General features: G+C 50.4%; 14 protein-coding genes. 9 read left to right on the plus strand and 5 right to left on the minus strand.

Going from position 1 to position 21939, the window contains the following annotated elements; genetic code table 11:
* Positions 1-66: 66 nt before the first annotated feature.
* The 3 genes from MJZ26_06920 to MJZ26_06930 are packed head-to-tail and all read left to right on the plus strand — an operon-like array spanning position 67 to position 4429.
* Positions 67-1383, plus strand: coding sequence for a GspE/PulE family protein (locus MJZ26_06920; GenBank protein ID MCQ2105507.1), 1317 nt, complete (start codon positions 67-69; stop codon positions 1381-1383).
* Positions 1370-2365: an MlaD family protein gene (locus MJZ26_06925; GenBank protein MCQ2105508.1), complete on the plus strand. Its 996-nt coding sequence runs from the start codon at positions 1370-1372 to the stop codon at positions 2363-2365. Before MJZ26_06920 ends, MJZ26_06925 begins: the two co-directional genes overlap by 14 nt.
* Positions 2366-2374: 9 nt before the next feature.
* Positions 2375-4429, plus strand: coding sequence for an ATP-dependent DNA helicase RecG (locus MJZ26_06930; protein MCQ2105509.1), 2055 nt, complete (start codon positions 2375-2377; stop codon positions 4427-4429).
* Here MJZ26_06930 and MJZ26_06935 read toward each other — a convergent pair.
* Both MJZ26_06935 and MJZ26_06940 read right to left on the minus strand, forming a co-directional pair.
* Entirely contained in the window at positions 4426-5259 is an 834-nt protein-coding gene (locus MJZ26_06935) for an aldo/keto reductase (protein ID MCQ2105510.1), read from the minus strand. The two genes, MJZ26_06930 and MJZ26_06935, sit on opposite strands and share 4 nt — an antisense overlap.
* Positions 5260-5372: 113 nt before the next feature.
* Complete coding sequence (locus tag MJZ26_06940) at positions 5373-6308, minus strand: cation diffusion facilitator family transporter (protein MCQ2105511.1); 936 nt, start codon at positions 6306-6308, stop codon at positions 5373-5375.
* Positions 6309-6511: 203 nt separating this feature from the next.
* On the opposite strand from MJZ26_06940, the gene MJZ26_06945 reads away from it, so the two are divergent.
* Positions 6512-7888, plus strand: a complete 1377-nt coding sequence (locus tag MJZ26_06945) for an efflux RND transporter periplasmic adaptor subunit (GenBank protein MCQ2105512.1) — start codon at positions 6512-6514, stop codon at positions 7886-7888.
* A gap of 548 nt (positions 7889-8436) precedes the next feature.
* Here MJZ26_06945 and MJZ26_06950 read toward each other — a convergent pair.
* Positions 8437-9378 carry an aldolase catalytic domain-containing protein gene (locus tag MJZ26_06950; protein MCQ2105513.1) on the minus strand — a complete coding sequence of 314 codons (942 nt, stop codon included), beginning with the start codon at positions 9376-9378 and terminating at the stop codon, positions 8437-8439.
* A 441-nt stretch (positions 9379-9819) separates the two neighbouring features.
* Between MJZ26_06950 and MJZ26_06955 the strand changes: the two genes are divergently transcribed.
* Positions 9820-11904 carry a glycoside hydrolase family 9 protein gene (locus MJZ26_06955; protein ID MCQ2105514.1) on the plus strand — a complete coding sequence of 695 codons (2085 nt, stop codon included), beginning with the start codon at positions 9820-9822 and terminating at the stop codon, positions 11902-11904.
* A gap of 1 nt (position 11905) precedes the next feature.
* Here MJZ26_06955 and MJZ26_06960 read toward each other — a convergent pair whose 3' ends face one another.
* Together MJZ26_06960 and mnmE are read right to left on the minus strand one after the other, a co-directional pair.
* Positions 11906-12811: a GRP family sugar transporter gene (locus MJZ26_06960; GenBank protein ID MCQ2105515.1), complete on the minus strand. Its 906-nt coding sequence runs from the start codon at positions 12809-12811 to the stop codon at positions 11906-11908.
* Positions 12801-14270, minus strand: coding sequence for a tRNA uridine-5-carboxymethylaminomethyl(34) synthesis GTPase MnmE (gene mnmE / locus MJZ26_06965; protein MCQ2105516.1), 1470 nt, complete (start codon positions 14268-14270; stop codon positions 12801-12803). Before mnmE ends, MJZ26_06960 begins: the two co-directional genes overlap by 11 nt.
* Positions 14271-14453: 183 nt before the next feature.
* Here mnmE and MJZ26_06970 point away from each other — a divergent pair, with 183 nt between their 5' ends.
* The 4 genes from MJZ26_06970 (at position 14454) to MJZ26_06985 (ending at position 21903) form a co-directional block, all read left to right on the plus strand.
* On the plus strand, positions 14454-15455 hold the full coding sequence (locus MJZ26_06970; GenBank protein MCQ2105517.1) for an aldose 1-epimerase: 1002 nt from the start codon (positions 14454-14456) through the stop codon (positions 15453-15455).
* Positions 15456-15692: 237 nt separating this feature from the next.
* Positions 15693-17633 carry a glycoside hydrolase family 26 protein gene (locus MJZ26_06975; protein MCQ2105518.1) on the plus strand — a complete coding sequence of 647 codons (1941 nt, stop codon included), beginning with the start codon at positions 15693-15695 and terminating at the stop codon, positions 17631-17633.
* A gap of 202 nt (positions 17634-17835) precedes the next feature.
* The gene (locus MJZ26_06980) at positions 17836-19842 is read left to right on the plus strand and encodes a cellulase family glycosylhydrolase (GenBank protein ID MCQ2105519.1); all 2007 of its coding nucleotides are present in this window, start codon (positions 17836-17838) and stop codon (positions 19840-19842) included.
* 162 nt (positions 19843-20004) lie between these two features.
* Positions 20005-21903, plus strand: a complete 1899-nt coding sequence (locus MJZ26_06985) for a hypothetical protein (protein MCQ2105520.1) — start codon at positions 20005-20007, stop codon at positions 21901-21903.
* Positions 21904-21939 lie beyond the last annotated feature (36 nt).

Raw genomic sequence — 21939 nt, forward strand, 5'->3', positions numbered from 1 at the left:
TTTTGCTTTGTTTTTTGCAACAAAACGTTACACAAAAACCGAGGGGGCTTTTATAAATTGCCCCCGATGATTCTTGAGGCCAGTAACGACATATTTCCAGCAGAGGAAAACAACCGGCGTAAAATACGCAGGGTTCCCATTCTTGACGACTCCGATGAGCTGCAGCTAAGCCGCATTCGTCTCGAAATGAACGAAGATGTCCCCATTTTGCCCGAGGTCCATACCGCGGAGGAAATCCGCCATATAAAGCTTAAGGAACAGCTCCAGAAAGACGAACTGTCCCTACCGACGTCCCAGGAACTTCAGGGGGTTAGTTCCTGGGAGTCGGAGCCAATCATCAACCTGGTCGACAGCCTTTTGGACCAGGCGCTGGATACAAGAGCCACAGACATCCACATAGAGCCAGGAGAAACATCTCTGCGAATCCGTTTTCGTCAAGACGGTTTGTTGCGTGATTTCAAGAAACTACCCCTGTGGATATGCGACCCGGTCCTTGTCCGAATCAAGATTATCTCCGGCATTGACATTACAGACAAACGAATTCCTCATGACGGAAGCTTTGTCTACTCCGCTTTTGCCCATAAGGTTAACGTACGAGTCAGCACCCTACCCGTTACCATACTGAATACACAATCTGAAAAATGCGTCCTTAGGCTTTTGTCCGCCGACGGGCTTGCCGATACAAAGACACATGCAGAAAACTCCCCTGCCGGCAAGCCTATCGACGGACTTTCCTTGTTACAGCTAAGCGATGCAACCACCCGATACCTGCGGCAAGTTTTCGACAGTCCCCAAGGTTTATTCCTTGTGACTGGGCCAACGGGAAGCGGCAAGACCACAACCCTGCACACAGGCCTTAAGACAATCATCCCGAGAGAGATAAACGTTACAACCATCGAAGACCCGGTGGAATATGTGCTAGAAGGAGCAAACCAGGTTCAAGTCAATGAACGTTGCGGATTTACCTTTGCAAACTCCCTACGGTCTATTTTAAGGCAAGATCCCGATGTCATCCTAGTAGGGGAAATCCGCGACCAGGAAACGGCGCAGATTGCGATACAGGCGGCACAAACCGGGCATCTGGTACTTTCAACCTTGCATACCAACGACGCCAAGGGGGCATACACAAGGCTAAAGGACCTTGGAATATCCGAAACCATCCTGCAGGAATCCCTTCTCGGCATTCTTGCCCAACGGCTCGCTCGTACGATTCCCTCCGGCCGTAGGGCAATTGTAGAACTACTAAAGCCCGACAAAACCTACGTAGACGGTACTTTGATTAATTCCGCCCAAAACCTAGTGGCACAGAACATCATCACAGAAGATGAAGCCACCAGAGTCCTGGGGAATCTTTTCTATATTAAGGACGATGAAAGTTTCTGACCGCGCATTGGGTTACCTGACCGTCCTAACATTACTGCTTGTTTTCGCAGTAATCACCATTGGAATGTGGGATGCCCACCATGAATCCGCTACCACAATCCTGGTGGATTTTGATGAACTTGGATCCCTGCAACCCGAGGATCCTGTCGTTATCCGCGGCTATAACGTGGGCACAATCGGCGATGTTAAATGGCTTGGCGACAGAGCTCGTGTAGAAATCAAGTTCAACGAACCAGTCGTTATTCGTGAAGGTACCATTTTCAACAACGTGAACTACGCCCTCATGGGACAGCGCCGTCTGGAAATCACCCCCTCCAAGACAGGCAAGGTTCTCCCCAACGATTACATTCACACCGGAATTTTCGAGCCAGGCATTGCAGAAGCACTCAGGCTAATGGACAATGTCAATGAACAGTTGACAGCCATACGCGAAATGGTTCACCTCATTGTCGAAGGTGACTCGGCCAACCCCTCTGCCCAGGAAATGTTCGAAAAGGTCATGACCACCATAGAGAAAACCCTGGAAAATTCCGAGAAGATGGTTGTTTCGTTACAGCCCACCATCAATAAGATTTTCTCCCAGGTGGATAGCGCCTCCAACACCCTGATCGATGTAACCATGCAGGCAGATACTGCGGTCAAGTCCGTCACCAACGTCATCAACGAAAAGATATCCCTTGCAGAAGACGCCATCAAGAAAATTTCCGAAGGTGCCAAGCGTACTAACGAAATCATCGCAAGCATCGAAGACAACGCCCTTAATCACAAGCTGCTTACAACGGGAGAGACCCTTGAAAAGGTAAACGACCTGGTCAACAAGATAAACGATCTCCTTATAGCACTCGACACCAAGGGAGTCAAGATTCTTGACGACAATGGCCAGCCGGTCAAGCTTGTTACCTGGAAGAACATAAACCTGATTGGAAAGACCGCCCGCGAAAAGGCTGCAGAACGTGCTGCCAAGGGCGAAAGCCTCCCCTAAGGCAATCCCATGGATTTGTCCATTCTACCCAAGATGGGGCCTAAGAGTCTTGAAGCCTTAAGGTCTGCAGGCATTGTTTCTCTTTCTGATTTTCTCTACAACATTCCTCGCACCTATCTTGACCAAACCAAGGTTACCCGCATTTGCGATTTGCAAGTGGGCGAACGGGTTGTCCTCATTGGAAAGATTATACGCGCAGGTGTTATCAGGGGCAGAACCAGCCGTTTTGTTGCAACCCTCGCCGACGGCACAGGCGAAATAAACCTGATCTTTTTTCAAGGATGGAAGTTCCAAAGCCGCAAACTGACGCCTGGAACCAGCTGGCTCGTTACGGGTGTTGTAGGCGATTACCGCGGATTCCAGATGACCCATCCGGAATTACAGCCTTTTGATACCGACGAACAGTTCAACGGCCAGATTCTTCCTGTCTATCCCATGACAGAAGCCATGACCAAGAGCCGCATTACCCAAAGGGCTCTTCGGAACTGGTACAGCCTGGTATTCAAGTTTCCAAACCTGGCGCTTCCCGGAACCTGTCCACGAGCGCTAACGGACTATCTGCACTACAAACCAGTTCTTGACAATCTACGGACGCTGCACCAGCCCACCGATTTTGCGGAAATTCGAAAAGCCAAGTTCCAATTGAAAATCCTGGAACTATTGCCCTTCTGTCTTCGCATGATACAGCGTCGCAAGCACCAGATGCTTCGCGGTCACGAACGGCAGATAGATCTAGGCCAGGTCATGAACGCCAAGGCCCGATTACCCTTTTCTCTGACATCGGGTCAGGACGATGCCCTCAACCAGATTATCGACGGACTGAACGGCAAGAAACAGTTTCACGCCTTGCTTCAAGGTGACGTAGGTTGCGGCAAGACTGTTGTAGCCATGCTTTCCATGCTGGCTGTATGCGGAGCCGGAGAACAGAGCGCCCTCATGGTGCCAACCGACATTCTGGCCCGACAGCACTACAAGCAGATGAAGCCCTTCTTTGAAGCTGCCGGAATGCGGGTAGAACTTTTAGTGGGTGCCACTCCTACAGCAGAACGTAGGCAGATTCTCGGCGAACTTCAGATTGGGCTATGCCAGGCGGTCATCGGAACCCACGCCCTATTCTCCAAGGATGTGGAATTCGCAAAGCTTGGATTCGTCATCATCGACGAGCAGCACCGCTTCGGCGTAAACCAGCGTGAAGCCCTGCTTGCCAAAGGGCAGTACCCAGACATGCTGGTCATGAGCGCAACGCCGATTCCCCGAAGCCTTGCCATGACGCTTTACGGCGACTTGAAAGTCATTTCCATCAAGGAAAAACCCGCTGGACGCAAGCCTATCAAGACAAGGCTCATTCCACCCGAAAAGCGAAACGACATGAAAGGCTTTATCGCCAAGGAAGCAAAAGGCGGCAACCTTTGCTATTGGATTGTAAGCCGAGTCAGCGGGGACAGCGAATCCGACGTTCCCGCCAAGAGTGTAGACGACATCGTTGCTGAGCTAAGAATGTTCGACAATTCCCTTGTGGTAGAAGGGATTCACGGGCAGATGAACGAGGCAGACCGAGACGAGGCTATCAAGCGCTTTGCCGAAGGCAAGATCCACGTTCTTGTGGCAACCACCGTCATTGAAGTGGGCGTCAATGTGCCCCAGGCAAACCTGATGGTTATCGACCAACCGGACCGATTCGGCCTGGCACAGCTACACCAGTTACGTGGCCGTGTTGGACGCGGCGATGTTCAAGCCTGGTGTTTCCTGATGGTTCCCGAAAACGAGCCTGCCGAAAATTCCATCGAGAGACTGACTCAATTCAGCCACACCGAGGACGGCTTTGAAATCGCAGAACTGGACCTGCAGACACGCGGCGCAGGAAACCTTGAAGGAAACGAGCAAAGCGGCAGCTGGGTATTCCGTTGGTTCGACTGGATCCAAGACCAGGAACTTATTTCCCAGACGCTACAGATGGCAGAAAACATCCTTGGCGACAAGGATTGCTTCGACGAGGACGCCAGGGAAAAGATCCAGCTTTGGTACAGCGAAAAGAAATCCGCCAACGAGGACGGAGTCCACTAGATTTCAGGCATGCTCAGCAGAGCCGCCATGTCGGCGGCACTGATTTCAAAGTCCAGCTCCATATTCTGACGAATATATTCCACATGGGTGGACTTGGGCAAAGTCACCAAGTCAAGCTGCAGGCAGAAACGGTTTGCCAGCTGGGGCACGGACACACCGTACTTCTTCGCCATTTCGCATACAGCAGGAACATTTGCCAAACGGCCTGTTGCGTTAGGAGAATAGGCCTCCACACGAATTCCATTTGAGTGGCAGAATTCGATAAGTTCTGTAGGAACATGACCGATATGTACTCGGATCTGGTTCACAACTGGCATTACCTTGGCATTATCCTGCAAGTTCTTGATATCATCGATACTGAAATTGGAAACCCCGAGGCAGCGAATTTTTGTAGCCTCGTAAGCTTCTTCCATAGCCTTCCACACTTCCAGATTTTCTGCAAAATAATTACCTGCGGTGGGATCCTTCATCAAGTGCCAGGGCTTGGGCCAATGAATCAGCATCATATCGATGTGCTTACAATCCAGACGCTTATAGCTGTCCTCAATGCACTGAACAGCTTCCTTGTAAGTCTTGACTTCTGCAGGAATCTTGGAGGTTACAAACAAGCCTTCTCGGTGAAGGCCAGATTTTTCAAGGCCAGCCTTGATTCCTGCTCCAACACCTTCTTCATTGCCATAGGCAATGGCTGTATCAATATGCTTATAGCCCATTTCGATTGCGGCAGCAACTGCGGCAGGAGCAGCTTCGTTGGAAGTCTGCCATGTGCCCAAGGCAACCTTGGGAATACGGACGTTATTGCTTAATTTGTATGTTTCTTCGATAACCATATTAACTCCTGCCGTTTAGTTTTAATCTATCAGGAATATACTCTTTTTTAAAGAGCATTAAAATGGGAATCCACCAAACAAGTGGTTACTGCTGTTACCTACGCTGTAACGGATTATTTTTCAATCACAGGCATTTCACCTGTATGGGCCTTGACTTCGTCATAGGGGTCCACATGAACCATGGCGTCCACCACGTTCTCGCCGGCTTCAAGGATACGGCGTTCCACTTCTTCGGAAAGGTCATGGGCAGCAAGCAGAGTCATGTCTGCAGGCACCACAATATGCAAGTCCACGTGGAGATCGCTACCTACGTAGCGCGTGCGGAACCCATGAATACTAATGACGCCCGGGGTTTCAAGAGCAAGCTTCTTCAGCTTAGCCGCAATTTCTTCGGGGGCACCAATGTCTGCCACCTGGTGGATTCCAGGCCAGGCGATTTCGTAACCGGAATGCAAGATAAAGCAAGCCACGATGATGGCACCAACAGAGTCCGCAAACCAAAGTTCCGGGAACAGGATTCCAATCCCCACGGCAATCAAAACAGGAATGGAACTGTAGGCGTCACTACGATGATGCCAAGCGTTGGCTTCCAAAGCCTGACTACGAATGGTCTTGCCCGCCTTTCGGGTATAATGGAAAAGGACTTCCTTAATAACAATGGATAGCGCAGCCATGACTGCGGCAATCCATTCCGGATGGGAAGCACCTTCTTCGCCCAAACGCAATGTCTGGATGGCATCGTAACCAAGGCCAACGCCTACGGCGCAGACTGCCACACCAATCCCAACAGAGATCAGCGTTTCAAAACGGCGATGGCCGTAGGGATGATCCGCATCGGGAGGCGAGTTCCAAAAGCGAGATCCAACGATGACAGCTATATCTGTCAAAAAGTCAGATGCACTGTGAATGGCATCGGCAATCAAGGCCTGGGAGCCGCCGAAAAAACCAGCAAGGCCCTTCCCTATGGAAAGAGCTACGTTCCAGCCCAGGCCAACCCAGGTCACGTGCCGCACTTCAGCGCTATCGTCATGTCTTGCGATGCGAGTCATAGCCCTTAATGTAGCAACTTGTTTAAGCAAAGACTAGTCTAGGTCAAACCGATTAGGCCAGTGTTTGACTCCTTAGTTTTCTCAAACAAAATAAGACGAAGCTAAGCCTTCATTTTTAAATTTCAAATAGGCAACGGATGTGCATTTCAAAGCATCTAACCTGCCGTAAATAGACCAATACTTTCTATTTTATAAGACAAAGTATGAAGAAATTGCTGAAAATAATAATCGTGGTCGCCATTTTGGCCGGCATCGGATGTGGAGTCAAGACTTTCGTCCTAGACAAGAAAGCCGAGGCCCAGATAGCCACCCTGGTTACCGCAACCGTCGTCCAGGCAGATATTTCCACCACTATTTCTGCAACCGGTTCCCTGGAGCCTGTGGACCAGGTTGAAGTGGGCACCCAGGTTTCCGGCGACATCAGCAAGATTTATGTGGATTTCAATTCAAAAGTCAAGAAAGGGCAGGTCATTGCAGAGTTGGACAAGTCCAAGTTGCAGGCAACCTTGAACCAGGCGGAAATCGCCTACAAATCTGCGGAAAACGATTTCAACTACAAGAAGAACACCTTCGAACGAACTAAAAAACTGGCAGAGAGCAAAAGCGCCAGCGCCGTGGAATTGGAAACCGCAGAATACAACATGAACGCAGCCCAATTCACCGTGGAACAACGTAAGAACGAAGTTGCCCAGGCTCGACTGAACTTAAGCTACGCCACCATCAAGAGCCCCATCAGCGGCGTGGTTTTAAAGCGAGCTGTTGACGTAGGCCAAACGGTAGCCGCCTCCATGAGCACCCCCACCCTGTTCATCATCGCAAAAGACTTGAGCCAGATGAAAGTCATGGCCGCTGTAGACGAAGCGGACATTGGACAGGTAAAGGCTGGCCAGCGTGTTGAATTTACGGTAGACGCCTTCCAGGAAGACAAGTTCAGCGGAAAGGTTCAAGAAGTAAGACTGAACCCGACTACAACATCCAACGTGGTGACATATACGGTTGTCATTACCGCAGAAAATCCTGAGCAAAAATTACTGCCCGGCATGACCGCCACTTGCACCATCGTGACAAAGGAAGTAAAGGACGCCATCGCAGTTCCTGTTAAAGCATTGAAGTTTACGCCCGACGAAAGCACCCCCATGGCAGAACGCAAGAGACCTCACGATGGCATGGGCCCCGATGGCAAGCATCATCCGGAAGGCTTTGCCGGCAAGGACTTCGCAAGCAAGGAAGGCAAAATGCCTCCTCCTGGCATGGGTGCAGGCGGACCTCCCCCAGGCGGCCCCGGGATGGGTCCCGGCGGATTCGAAAAGGGTGGCTTTGGCGGAAAAGCTGGTGGCAAGCGCAAACCTCACCTGAAGGGCGACCACGTGTGGGTGAGCATCGATGGAAAGGCTGCCCCCCGCCGTATTGAAATCGGCATTAGCGATGGCGTGAACGTAGAAATTCTTAAGGGACTAAGCGTTGGCGACAATGTGGTAATCGGCCAACAGACTGCAGCCGAAGAAGTCAAGGCAAAAGAAGAAGCCCGAAGCCCCTTCATGCCAGGGCCGCCAAAGGGAACCAAGAAGTTCAAGAAGTAAACTTAAGGCTGTAGAAAAGTCACCTTTAGAAAACGTCTTTTCCCTTAAATTAGGTTACTAAAAGCCTTATAACGATTAATTTAGTAACCCGTTTTTCATACAAATTCACATTTCTCGTTAAAAAAAAGCCTACTTTTCATTTTAAAAGGTTACTGAAAGATAAAAAAGAAGAAGTTTAGTAACCCCTACAAACGACAACATCTTAAAAAGTGACACACGCTATACACACAAATTAAAAATAAGGTCACTAAACGATTCAAAAATAAAGTTTTAGTAACCCTTTTTCAAAAAATTTAAACTTGTATAAGCAAAAAAGACTTCCTTTAACGGAAGTCTTTTTTAAAGTCCTGGGACTTTCGCCTGATTAGTCGTGGGACTCTTGCCCTGCGGGCTGCGAGTCCTTGATTAACGGCTCGGCAATGGAAAAATGCAAGCATTTTTCCGCTGCTCTCGCCTCTTAATCGTGGCGCTAGTTATTTCATAACTAGCGCTCGATTCTTCGGCTCACCTATGCAGAAATGCGAGCATTTCTGCGCAGGATTCGCCTCTTAATCGTTCATCATATGATCGAAGAACTTGCGGTAGTTGTCCTTGTCTTCGGTCTTACGGACGGCGATAGCGTCCTGGGGATGACGGTTCAGCATACCGGTGATCATCTGCGGGATGATGTAGCCCCATTCGTACTTGGCCTGGAGCGGGAGGAACAATTCCTGGTAGGCATCGAGAACCGGACGCAGATCGTACTTGGGGTTCTTCAGGAAGCCAAGGAGAAGTTCGGTAGTGCAGTTACCAGCGCCACGGCCCATGCCGGAAACAGAACCATCAAGGAAGTCAACATGGTTGATGATAGCCTGAATGGTGTTGGAGAAAGCCAGCTGCTGGTTGTTGTGGCCATGGAAACCAAACTGCTTGTTCTTTACGATGCCCTTGTAGCGCTGCATTTCCTTATCAATGTCTTCCTGGTAGAAGGCGCCGAAGGAGTCCACGAGATAAAGCACGTTGGCCTTGCATTCTTCGTTGACCTGGTGCAGAGCTTCGTCCAGTTCCGGACCGCGGTCACGGCTCACAGCCATGATGTTCAAAGTGGTTTCGTAGCCCATGTCGTGGAAGGCGTTCACCATTTCGATACCCTTGTCGATGTTCTTCACGTAAGATGCAACGCGGAACATCTGGTAGGGGCTTTCAGAAGCGGGCTTCACGGCGTCCATGTTCACGCGGCCCACGTCGGCCATCACAGCCATCTTCATCTTGGAATCGATACCGTCCTTCACCTTCCAGAGCAGATCGTCATCGCAGAACTTCCACGGGCCGTATTCCTTGGGGTCGAACAGTTCCGGAGAGTTCTTGTAACCCATTTCCATGTAGTCAACGCCAGCGGCGCTGAGGAGGGTGTAAAGACGACGGACGAATTCCAGGGAGAAGTCGTGCTTGTTGACGAGACCGCCATCGCGGATGGTGCAGTCGAGAACCTTAATGCTTTCGTAGTACATATTTTAGCCAATAGGTTATAGGTTAAAGGGTAAAGGATTCGCAATTAACCGCAATCCTTGTTTTATGGGGGCAAAGGTAGATTAAACATTGACTCAAGTCAAGAGTATAGAGAGTAACCAATGAAAATTTATTCGTATTCAACGTATTTACTGCGTTATTTACACAAACTTTCTTTATTTTTGTTGATATTCAACCTGTTACGAAGCGCAAGGACGAATTTCGCAGCATGCACAATAAACCGAAAGAAGCCTTTTTGCAACTCACTTTCATCTTTCACAAAACATTTTAACGCAAATATTGCGTATATAAAACCAATTCATTTCCGCTTACCCGTTTACTTGGAGAACCATTTCCAACATCATTTTTCTTGCGTTCCACTGAGGGTTAATTAAATTTATGGCATGAGGACAAAGATTTTTTCATTATGCACTTTCGCAGCATTGGCAACTTTTGGTTTAGCCAATGCCGGCACATTTTACTATAACCAGGTCGGTTACGACGCCACTCAACCCAAATCCGTAGTAGTCAAGGCTGCTGCAGGCCTTGACGGAGCAGACTTCACCGTAGAATTAGACGGATCTGCAGTCTACTCCGGCAAATTGAGCAAGGGAACAAATCCCGACAACTGGATCAGCGGAAGCGATGTATTTTACACCGCAGACTTTTCCGGAGTGACCACCCCCGGAACATACACCATCAAGCTTTCCGACGGTTCCTCTCTGGAGAAGATTGTCATCGCCAAGAACGCCTTGGCCACCAACACCTTGAAGTCTGTGATGGACTATTTCTACAAGGACCGCGCCGACAAGGACCCCATTATCGGTTGGGACAAGAAAGTTTCCGTTTACGGCAGCAGCGGAGTCACCCGCGACGTTCACGGTGGCTGGTACGACGCCAGCGGTGACGTGAGCAAGTACTTTAGCCACCTGTCTTACGCCAACTACCTGAACCCACAGCAGATTCCGCTGACAGTCTGGGCTTTGGCATTTACTGCCGAAAAAATGCCTAGCACCTTGACCGCAAACCCATCCACAGTTACCGCAATTGACGAAGCTATTTACGGCGCAGACTTTTTGATGCGTATGCAGGACGAGTCCGGATTCTTCTACATGACGGTATTCGATAACTGGGGACAGGGCAACCGCTATCTTTGTGCATTCAGCGGAAGCGACGGCGTAAAGAGTGCAGACTACAAGACCGCATTCCGTGAAGGCGGTGGCATGGCCATTGCAGCTCTCGCCCGCGCCTCGACTTTGAAGAAGAGCGGCGACTACACCAGCGAACAATATCTGGAAGCAGCAAAGAAAGGCTTTGAACATCTGCAAGGCAAACAGTCCATGGACGGAACTTGCGAGTATTGCGATGACGGTAAGGAAAACATCATCGACGATTACACAGCCTTGCTTGCCGCAACGGAATTGTACGCCGCCACAGAAGACAAGGCCTACCTGACTGAAGCCCGCAAGCGCGCACGACACCTAAGCAAACGTATGAGCGAAAAGGGCTATTTCTGGAGCGACGATGACGAAACTCGCCCCTTCTGGCATGCCAGTGACGCAGGTCTCCCGCTTGTTGCTTTAAGCCGTTTTGCGGAAATCGAAAGCAAGCAAGACATATCCTCGGACGAATTTATCGACAAAAGACCTGTTTGGGCTCGTCCCGACTGCGACTGCGACCCCATGAACGAGCTTCTTTACCAGGTTGGAGACGCAATAAGTGCACACTTGAACTGGCTCGTTTCTGTAACTACAGAAGTGGACAATCCCTTCGGCTACGCCCGCCAGACCGCAAAGACCCAAGGCGCCATCAAGAATACCTTCTTTATCCCTCACGACAACGAAAGTAAGTACTGGTGGCAGGGCGAAGACGCCCGCATTGCAAGCCTTTCCGCCGCTGTAATCTACGCAGCAAAGATTTTAGGCAGAAACGGAGCGGACAGCGAGGCTATCAACAAGTACGCCACCGACCAGCTGGACTGGATTCTGGGAAAGAACCCCTATGGCGTCTGCATGATGTACGGCAAGGGGATCAAGAATCCGAAAATTTATGACGGTACTTCAAACTACGACGCCACCTTGGAAGGCGGTATTGCCAACGGCATCAGCGGTCTCAAGGAAGACGGCAGCGGAATCGTTTGGGATGACGTGGCCGCCATCGGAAAAGCCGATGAACCCTGGAACAACTGGCGTTGGATCGAACAATGGCTCCCCCACTCCACCTGGTACCTGATGGCATTAACCGCACGTTACGATGAAGTAACCAAGCCCATTATTGAGCCCATTTCCAGTGCAAGCATCAGGACAACCGTCGCAGAAGTCGGCAGCATTAAACTGCAGGGCCGCACACTGAACATCGACGTTATTGGAAACTCTGTCAAGACGATTCAGCTCATCGACTTGAGCGGTCGCAAGATCATGAGCCAACCCATTAACGGCAAATCCGCCTCCATGGATTTGAGCGCTCTGAAGAGCGGCGTTTACATGGTGCAGGTTGGCGAAATCAGCAAGAAGATTGCGGTGAAGTAGTTTAGCCCTTGGAAAGAGTCAGAAGAACTGCACCGGCAAGGATAATGAATGTAGCTAGAAGCAACTTGATGCGTTCCTTGGCAGTTTTGTACTCACCAAAGACAACCACACCCCAGCATAGGTTCACCAGCAGATTCAGCTGGGTAAGGGGATAGCCAACAGCGTAGCCCAAGGCACCGCCGGCAGCAATGGGAGCGATAGCCCAGAAGCAGCCGTGCATACCAAAGACCCAGAGGGCGCCAGTGCCTACACAAATAAGGCTTGGTACCATGGGGAAGCCGAAGGACTTCTTGCGTTTCAGCGTAAGGATGCCAACAAGAACCTGGCTACCCACGAAGATGCCGATGGACGCCGGGCACATAAATTCCACGTCGGTCATCTGATGGCCGTTGACCATGACCAGATCAAGTCCATTGGTACAAGCCAACTTAAAGGGAATGAGGTAAGTACCGAAAACGAAACCGCCCAGGAAAGAGCGCCAGTTCTTGAATACAGAGCCACCGGTGGATGGCGTCAAGCGGGACAAGCCCACCAGGAAGCAGATAATCGCAGGAATGGAAAACTTGAAATCGGAGGTTTCCCCAAAGAGCAAAACCCCCGTCAAGAAGGACGACAGAATGCTTACGCCCATGGCACGAACGCCGGCGCCCGCAAGGTCTGCCTCGGCCTGCACCGCCCAGAAACTGAAGGCACCGCCGGCCACCCACAGGACACCGCAAAGCAAGCCGATGGGATTCAGGTTAAAGGTTCCCGTCACAAAGGCGATTACCAAGGAGCAGATAAGAGCGCCCGTGGTCATCATGGAAAGGAAGGACCAGGAAGAGTAGGAGGACCACTTTTTCAGGGGCACCATGTAGGAGCCGAAAATGACGATGGCGAGCAAGGCGCCGATATAGCTATTTCCCAATGCAGAACCCCGCAAAGATGGATTGTAAAACGTCTTCAGATGAAATTTCGCCGGTAATGCTCTGGAGGGCTCGACGAACGATTTGCATTTCAAAGGCTAGCAGTTCTACTGCGGGATTGGAGCGCAGCTGCGCAAGAACGCGGTCGATGCCAGCCAGAGCTTCTTCGAGGCAGGCCTTCTCACGTTCGCTGGTGATCCAGAGGTCTTCGGAATTTTCGCGATTCTTGAAAAGACGGGCGTTAAGGACGGACTTAAGTTCGGTAAGGCCCGCGCCTGTTTTGGAAGAAATGGACAAGGATTCCAGATCCTCGCCTTCGCGAGGACGACATGCAGGAATGCCGGCGCATCGGCTCTGCTCGGCGACCTTTAAATCTGCTTTGGTATAAAGAACCAAGTCCGGCGTAATACAACCTTGGATTCTATCGCCTTCGGCTCCAGAATGACGTTGTTCATGAATGATTCCAGAATGGCATTGTCCTTGGTTTGCCACATCCACCAGCAGGATTTTCAAATCGGCTTCCGCAAGAATCTGCTTACTCTTTTCCATGCTCAAGGCGTCCAGAGCGTCGGCAGCCTTTTCTGCAAGGCCCGCCGTATCCACTAGGCGGATTTCGCCACCGTCCAGGAACAGGCGGACTTCCACGAAGTCGCGGGTAGTTCCTGCAATATCGCTCACAAGAATACGGTCTTCGCCAAGCAAGGCATTCACCAAGCTAGACTTGCCCGCATTAGGGGCGCCGTACAAAACCACCAGAGGCAAGCGGCCCACTTCGGCCTTACCGCGGAAACTGTTCAGAATATCTTGCACCGACTGTCGAATGCCAACAATGCGGGTTTCCCAACCGGCGTAATCCGGATCAGCTTCTTCCTCTGCAAAATCCACATCCAGTTCAAGACGGGCGGAAACATCCTTCACTTGGGCAGTCAATGCGGCAACTTTCTTGGACAGGGCTCCACCCAGCAATCGGTGTGCATTCTCCAGTTCGGAACGATTGGCGCTGTGAATCACGTCTGCAACGGATTCCGCCTGGGTCAAGTCCATCTTTCCGTTCAAGAAGGCACGGCGGGTATATTCCCCAGGTTCAGCCAAACGAACGCCCTCAACCATGCGACAAGCCTGCAGCAGGTCACGGACAATCAGCGGGTTCCCATGAGGATAAAGTTCCAGAACATCTTCGCCAGTGTAAGAATTCGGACCTTCAAAATACAAGTAAAGCAAACTATCGATGACGGCTCCGGCGCGGCACCCATTCGGCAAAAGATTTTTGCAACCACCTGCAACATCGGCGGGCCATTTGGCCGTGCCCAGTTTTGCCATATGGGATTTTAGTCCTGCCGCGGCTTTTTCGCCAAAGAGCGCCTTGACCACATCACGAACCCGAGAGCCACTCACTCGAATGGCGGCAACGGCACTAACACCGTTTGGGGTCATGGGGGCAACGATAGTCTGATTATTCATAGACCCAAAAATAAAAAATTGAGGTTTATTTCCTAATGAAAACCAATCTTACCACCTGCCAAAACCATACCAACTACCTATTTTCTTTTTCAATAATTTATTTTTATGAATTTAAATGATACTTTTTTGCGTCATTGCCAAAAAATGATGCCCTTAGACAGCTAATTAGTTACATTCAAACATATGAGTCAATTCAAGATTATTTCTCGTCCTCTAGGTACCGTACAGTGCTTCGTTTTACAACGCGATGATGGTGCCGAATTTGAAATTCTCTCCGGCTTTGGCTGCGGTCTCAACGCCTGGCGTGTACCCAACAGTTCCGACGACGGCAAGCTCAATGATTTACTCTTCGGCTACCGCGATGGCGCAACACTGCACCAGGTAGCTCCCGATACCAACGCAGGCTGCAGGCTCACGCCCTTCCCGGGAAGAACCGCCTATGCCAAGTTCACCTGGAACGGCAACACCTACCAGCTAGAAAACAATGTAAGCTGGGCCCCCCATGCGCTCCATGGATTCCTGCAAAACAAGGAATGGCAATTCCAGAGCTTTGAAAGCGACAGCGAAAGCTGCACCGCCATTTTCACCTGCGACTGGCCCGGCGCCTACACAGGTTTCCCCTTCCCTTACCGTGCAACAAACATCGTTACCTTTACTGGCGAAACAGTCACAATCCAAGCCCGAGTAGAAAACATCGGCCAAAAGGACCTACCCTATTCCGAAGGCTGGCACCCCTACTTTATGCTGGGCGAAAAGATTGACAACCTGACATTAAGCCTTCCCGAGACAAAGCTCGCTCTTCTTGACAGTGCCGACCTCCCCACCGGAAATTTCAAGGACGACACCCGCTTTATAGGCGGCCGCAAGATTGGCGACGAATTCATCAACGACTGCCTCTGCCTCGGCGACGAATACGCCAAGGTTCTGGTAACCGAAACCCAGGACCTGACCAACAATGCCCACGTTATCCTGGACGGAACCAAGGGAACCCTGGATATTTGGCAACGTGCCGGACAGGAACAGTACAATGCTATACAGATGTACACACCTCCCGACCGTATGAGCATCGCCATCGAGCCCATGACCTCGGAACCGGACGCACTGAACCATCATCGAGGACTCATTGTGATTCCTCCTGGAGAGTCTAGAACCTTCCAGTTTGGCATGACATTCAAGCATAAGTAATCTGCCGATTTTAGCGAAAAAGGCCCGTTTTGGAGCCTTTTTGCATTTTATCACATGTTGAGATTTTTTCCAACGCTGCTTGACTAAAATGGCGTTTTCCACACGAAAACGCCATTTTTTCGTCTTTATACACGTTGAGTTTTTTTCAACGATATTACAACCTGGATGTTGATACTCTATCCTCCATTATATGGATGAGTATAGTTTTAGGTTCGGAAACTTTTATTTGGAGTGTTTATGAATCTCAAGACTCTGTTGGCCTTCGGCCTTGCAACTGCAGCAGCTTCCCAGGCCGCAATCAGCTACGCACCGGTTAACCCCAATGCAACCGATGCCGCCAAAAAACTTTACAACTTCCTGGCAACGAACTTCGGCAACCACACTATTTCCGGCGTCCAGACCGGCGATGTGGACTCCGATAAGGTAAAGTCCATGTTCGACGTCCAGGCAGTCTATGACGCAGCAGGCAAGTATCCTGCGCTGGTGGGATTTGACTTCCTGTTCGCTAACGGCGTAAAGGCCAGCGATTCCTGGTACCAGAGCTACACACAGACAGCTATCGACGCAGCCGCAGACCTTTGGGCAAACGGCGGCATTCCCGCTTTCTCCTGGCACTGGAAGGATCCTAGCCACACTATTGACGCCTTCTATACCAAGGCAGGCAACCCCAAGGAATTCACCAACTTTGACTATACCAAGGGCTTCAAGGCTGGCACCACCGAATGGGACGAAACATCCGAAACCTATAAGCAGATTGTAGAAGATATCGACGAAATCGCCATCTACTTCAAGCAACTCCAGGAAAAGGGTGCTGCAGCAATTTTCCGTCCCCTCCATGAATCTGGCGGAGCATTCTTCTGGTGGAGCGCCGTTACTGACGCCAAGGACATGCACAAGGGTGCTGAATACGCAGCCCTCTACCGTCTGGTCTACGATCGCATGGTCAAGGTCAATGGAGTCAACAACCTCATCTGGGTTTGGAACGCCCAGACCGACATCTTTGACGATGCAACCTGGAATCCGGGCGCAGAATACTATGACGTTTTCTCCGTAGATATCTACAACCCCGCTTACGACTACCAGAGCAATTCCGCCGCCTTCAAGAAGATGCAGCAGATCAACGGCGACAAAATCCTGGCTCTCTCTGAAAACGGTCCTATTCCCGATGCATCCCTGATGTACAAGGATGGTGCTGTCTGGAGCTGGAACATGCCTTGGTACGAATCCTGGGATGGTAAGTACGTCAGCAAGACCAAGAACACCGTCTGGGAAGCAAACCTGAAATCTCCTTGCGTTTACGCCCTCGAAGATATGCCCGGCTGGGACAATTACACCATCAGTAACGCTCCGGCTGCAGCATGTGAAGTTGGCTACGCCCTTGCCGACCTGGATACCGCTGTGGACCACACCATTACCTTCCCTGCAGATACTGCAACCAACGGCTACCTCATGGTTACCGCAAACGCAAGTGCCGCAGATACCGCCAAGGGCAATATCGTGATCAAGTCCGGTAAAATCGACCTTTCTACAGCAAAAGTCGTTACCCTGGAAGTGGACAACTCCAATAATGACGCTGGCGTATGGTTCACCATCGCATTCTTGACCGGCGCTCCGGATTGGGCATGGGCTCAGCCCGATGGCTGCTGGATCAATGGCGGCGAAGTCACCACTTGCAAAATTGACCTGAGCACCACCGCTAAGGACCAGGTAATCCTTGAAGGCGACGATTATACCAACTTCATGAAGAACATCAGCAAGTTCTACATTGAATTCTCCGGCGCTGCATGGTCTGGAACGTTGTTCTTTGACGATGTAAAGACTGACGCAGGCGTGGTAATCAACGACTTCAACAAAGTTGCAAAGATTACCGTCGAAGAAGGCAGCTTCGTAAAGGCAGAAATCATCGGTAGTGGCGCCCCCAACGCAATCCACCAGGTTGCAGCAGCCTCTGCAAAACTTAGCGTTCAGGGTCACAGCATCATGCTCTCCACCGTCAAGACCGGCGACGTAAACGTAGAAGTCTACGGCATGAACGGTAAGCGAATCACGACCCTCTACCACGGTGCTCTTACTGCCGGAACCCACGCCTTTGACATGACGGACCTCTCCAAGGGTCAGTTCATCGTCCGAGTAAAGGGCGCTGGCATGGATGCCGCCCAGGTAATCAAGCTTAAGTAATCTGAATTTTGTTTGGGATGTGTGCGCCGCGGATTTATTCCGCGGCGTTTTTTTTCGTTTTTCGGCAGAAATCCGGTCTCAAGTGCCCTTAAAGCGCCCCCAAAATATGACTTATTTCACATTTAAGGTTATGATAATCTTCCAAGGGAAACATTTTGCCTGCAAGTATATAGATTTTAGGGCGAAAAAAAAGGAGATTCTAATGAATAAACTGACAAAAATGGCACTTGCAGGCATGATCGCAGCAGGCACTTCCATGGCCGCCAACGGTGACGGTTACAAGATGAGCATCTGCTCTACCGACAAGTCTAAGCTTTGCCATAACAACAAGGAAATCTTCCTCAACGGAATGAACATCGCCTGGTGGAACTTCAGCCAGGACGTTGGTAAGGACGCCAACGGCAAGTTGATGACAATCGATGAAAACGCCGTACGCAAGGACCTGAAGGATCTTCGCGCCGCAGGCGGTAACTCCATTCGTTGGTGGCTTTTCACCAACAACACCATGGACCCCAGCTTTGACCCCACCACCCATTATGCCACCGGCATTGAGGAACAGACCATCAAGAACGTAGGTATGGTCCTGGACATCGCCGAAGAATACGGCATCGTGGTGGACCTCTGCCTTCTTTCCTTCGACATGATGAAGAAGGATTACAATTCCACCCACGACTGGGGCGGACGTTTCGATTTCGAAGCAAACGAATTGATTTTGAAGGACGAAGCTGCAACACAGGCTTTCATTGACAAGGCTGTGCTCCCGCTGGTAAAGGCATACAAGAATCACCCGGCACTCCTCGCCTGGGAAGTGTTTAACGAACCGGAAGGTATGACTAGCACCGAAAACTTCGGTAACGGCTGGGGCACCGAACTGGTGGACATCAAGTACATCCAGCGCGTCATCAACATGACTGCCGACGCCATCCACAAGGAAGCCCCCACCAACCTGGTTTCTAACGGTAGCGCCCGCTTTACCATGACCAGTGACAAGTGCGGTAAAAACTATTACACCGACGCCCAGCTCTTGGCTGCCGGCGAAAACAAGTATACCAAGGGTACTCTGGACTTCTACCAAGTTCATTACTATCCGGAATGGAATCCCAACAGCGCAAGTCCCTTCCACAATCCGTACAGCTACTATTTGCTGGACAAGCCTATGGTGGTTGGCGAGCTCCCGGGCGCTGACTGGACCGACGTGAACACCAGCGGTGGCAACCTGAGCCAGGATCCTGCAGGCTCCCGCCAGATGACCATTGCCGACGCCTACAAGTACGCCTTTGAAAACGGCTACTCCGGCGCAATGGGCTGGACTCTCCACGAAGAAGCCGGCAACGACTTCTACAAGGGAGCCATCTGGAGCCTTGCAAATTCTGCAGCAGCCTTGACCACCATCTACAACCTGGATTCTACCAAGGTAAAGATTAAGGACGAGGCGGTTTCTGCTGGCGGTCAGAACGGTTGGATGAAGGTTACCTACGCTAACACTGACGCAAGCGAAGGCGCAAATCTTACCTACAAGTTTACCACCAAGCTTACCGGCAATAAGGAAATTTCCTTTACCGTAAAGAACAATTCCACCCAGGATTTGCAGTACACCATGGCTCTCAAGACCAATGCAAACGACAAGCATCAGGCCTGGGGCTGGTACAACGGAAACAACTACTGTGATGTTGCCGCTGGTGAAACCGCAACCTGCACCTTCCCCGTTGCAGACTTTGCTTACTGGGAAGATGATTATCCCATTACAGAAAACCTGGGCAACCTGGCAGAAGTCATTATCAAGATGACCACTGGGGATTTCAGCGGTGAAGTTCTGATTGACAACGTTCTTGTAGACGGCGGCGCAATCGTCATCAACAACTTCGATACAGAATTCGACACTTTCTCTCCGGAACAGGCTACCATTACCAAGGTGGAAACCTACTTTGACGGAACCCCGGCAACACCGTTGTCCATCAAGGCTACTGCAGCGGTTCCTGCAGCAAAGATGAACGTGATCGGCAACCGCATCATGCTTTCTACGGCAACTATGGGCGAAACCTCTGTTGACGTATTCAGCTTGAACGGCAACCGCATTGCAACTCTGTTCCGCGGAAGCCTTTCCGCAGGCACCCACGCCTTCAACATGAGCGAAATGCCCAAGGGCCAGTACATTGTCCGCGTGAAGGGTGCTGGCATCGCCGCTACGCAGCCCGTCAAGATTAAGTAATTCGCTTTTTCTCTTTAAGATAAAGAGCCTCGGGATTCGTCTCGAGGCTTTTTTTATTAATGGTGCGAGTATTTCAACGATTTAAGCTTTTTAGAACATTCTCCCATTTTGAAAAAATGATTTTCGAATATAGATTTAAGGTGGTTTAATTAAGGAGTGTTTATGGGATTATGTTACAAAGCCCCCAAATGGGCTATCTCTTTTGCAACAGTCGCAGGAATCGTTGTTTCTGCAAATGCAGCCCCCACAAAGTACGAAGCAGAAGATCAGGAGGGCATTGCTGCCGCTGATGTCATTGCAAAAGACGGATTCTCCGGCGGAAAGTACGTAAAAGTCAGCAAGGCAATGACATTTACCGTCAAGGTGGATGAAACTGCCATGTATGACATCGAAACCAACGTGCTCATCAAGCAGTACGACTGGACAACCTCCAAGATCCAGGTTAACGGAGTTGATGTTGGTTCCATGCTGACGACACCTCGTAACTGCGACTCCGCCTATGTCGTAACTGCCTCCGCCAAGATGAAGGCTGGCGAAAATACAATTACCGTTGGCAACGATGCAATCGGTGTAGACTACATTACCGTTGGAAAACATCCCGATCCGGAATTCAACATTAGCGCCCAGCCCGTAACTCCGGGTGCTACAGAAAGCGCAATAAAGGTAAAGACCTTCCTCCGCGACAACTTCTTAAAGAAGACCATCAGCGGCATGATGATCAGCGACCAGAATTTCAACTACGATTACGGCAACATGAAGTTGCTTTCTGCCGCAGAATGCACCCCTGAAGATTCCTGCAAGTTCCTAAAGGGTGAAGACACCTGGAAGGGCCAAACCGACATCGCCGAATTCTACAAGCGCTCCGGCCACTATCCTGCCATTGGCGGTTTCGATATGCTTTTTGCCGCTGGCGGACATCACGAAGAAGGATGGTTCCGAGGCTATACCGAAAACAACCTGGTTATGACAGAAGACCTGTGGAAGATGGGTGGTATTCCCACTTACACCTGGCACTGGAAAGTTGGGCAAGACACAGTGTTCTACACCCAAGGAACGCCTGCTGGTTTCAACGACCCAGGTTGCAAAGAAGGTGTCATGGGAACTTCCGGAACCAACACCTGTTTTAACTATACCAAGGCCTTCAAGGGAGAACAGTGCAAAGAAATTGATGAGACTTCCAAGGAATACAAGGACATCGTAGCTGACGTAGACATTGTTTCCGGTTACTTCAAGCAGCTTGAAGAAAAGGGCATCGCCGTAGTATGGCGTCCTCTTCACGAAGCAAGCGGTGGCTGGTTCTGGTGGGGAGTTGCCTCTCCCGAATGCTACGTGCAGCTTTGGCGCCTTGTTTTCGACCGTATGGTAAACGTCAACAAGAACAAAAACTTGATTTGGGTCTGGAACATCAATACCGACCCCAAGCTCGGCTACGACTACTCCGCCCTCAACGGAGCCTGGTATCCAGGCGATGAGTACGTAGACATTGTTGCAGTGGATATTTACGACCCGCTGAACAACCATAATTCCGCAGCCAATTACTGGAACAAGATTATTGAAGAAGTGGGCACCAACAAGATGATTGCACTCAGCGAAAACGGCGCCATTCCCGACATTGACAGCATTGCCGAAGACAAATCCTATTGGAGCTACTGGATGACCTGGAGCCAGACCTGGAGTGGAAACTTTCTGGAAAAGACCCCTGCCGACATGTGGAAGCGCAATCTTGATGATGAGCGCATTATTGCCCTCGACGATATGCCGGGCTGGGAAAACGTAAAGGCAGATCCCAGCGACATCATCACTCGCCGTCATGCAACCTTCAATACAAATAAATTAACAGCATCTGTTCGTGGCAAGATCCTGCAACTTTCAGTTCCTGTTTCTGAATACGGGTCAGTGGATATTTTTGACATGCAGGGAAACCGAGTCGCAAGCCTGTTCAAGGGTAACATTCCTGCAGGAACAATGCAGTTTAGCCTAGAACCCTTGGCCAACGGAAACTACATCATCCGCGCTAGGTCAAATTCCGCTTCCATGCAGCAAACGATCCGCATCAGATAGCAAGCTGTCACAGCACTTTGAATGTTACAAAACGCA

Source organism: Fibrobacter sp., from assembly GCA_024398965.1.
Lineage (GTDB): Bacteria > Fibrobacterota > Fibrobacteria > Fibrobacterales > Fibrobacteraceae > Fibrobacter.

Excerpts from the sequence above, each read along its gene's own strand:
- MJZ26_06925 (MCQ2105508.1), top strand. The coding sequence starts at position 1,370 with ATGAAAGTTTCTGACCGCGCATTGGGTTACCTGACCGTCCTAACATTA.
- MJZ26_06940 (MCQ2105511.1), bottom strand. The coding sequence starts at position 6,308 with ATGACTCGCATCGCAAGACATGACGATAGCGCTGAAGTGCGGCACGTG.
- MJZ26_06920 (MCQ2105507.1), top strand. The coding sequence starts at position 67 with ATGATTCTTGAGGCCAGTAACGACATATTTCCAGCAGAGGAAAACAAC.
- MJZ26_06980 (MCQ2105519.1), top strand. The coding sequence starts at position 17,836 with ATGAATAAACTGACAAAAATGGCACTTGCAGGCATGATCGCAGCAGGC.
- MJZ26_06945 (MCQ2105512.1), top strand. The coding sequence starts at position 6,512 with ATGAAGAAATTGCTGAAAATAATAATCGTGGTCGCCATTTTGGCCGGC.
- MJZ26_06970 (MCQ2105517.1), top strand. The coding sequence starts at position 14,454 with ATGAGTCAATTCAAGATTATTTCTCGTCCTCTAGGTACCGTACAGTGC.
- MJZ26_06975 (MCQ2105518.1), top strand. The coding sequence starts at position 15,693 with ATGAATCTCAAGACTCTGTTGGCCTTCGGCCTTGCAACTGCAGCAGCT.
- MJZ26_06985 (MCQ2105520.1), top strand. The coding sequence starts at position 20,005 with ATGGGATTATGTTACAAAGCCCCCAAATGGGCTATCTCTTTTGCAACA.
- MJZ26_06935 (MCQ2105510.1), bottom strand. The coding sequence starts at position 5,259 with ATGGTTATCGAAGAAACATACAAATTAAGCAATAACGTCCGTATTCCC.
- MJZ26_06950 (MCQ2105513.1), bottom strand. The coding sequence starts at position 9,378 with ATGTACTACGAAAGCATTAAGGTTCTCGACTGCACCATCCGCGATGGC.
- MJZ26_06930 (MCQ2105509.1), top strand. The coding sequence starts at position 2,375 with ATGGATTTGTCCATTCTACCCAAGATGGGGCCTAAGAGTCTTGAAGCC.
- mnmE (MCQ2105516.1), bottom strand. The coding sequence starts at position 14,270 with ATGAATAATCAGACTATCGTTGCCCCCATGACCCCAAACGGTGTTAGT.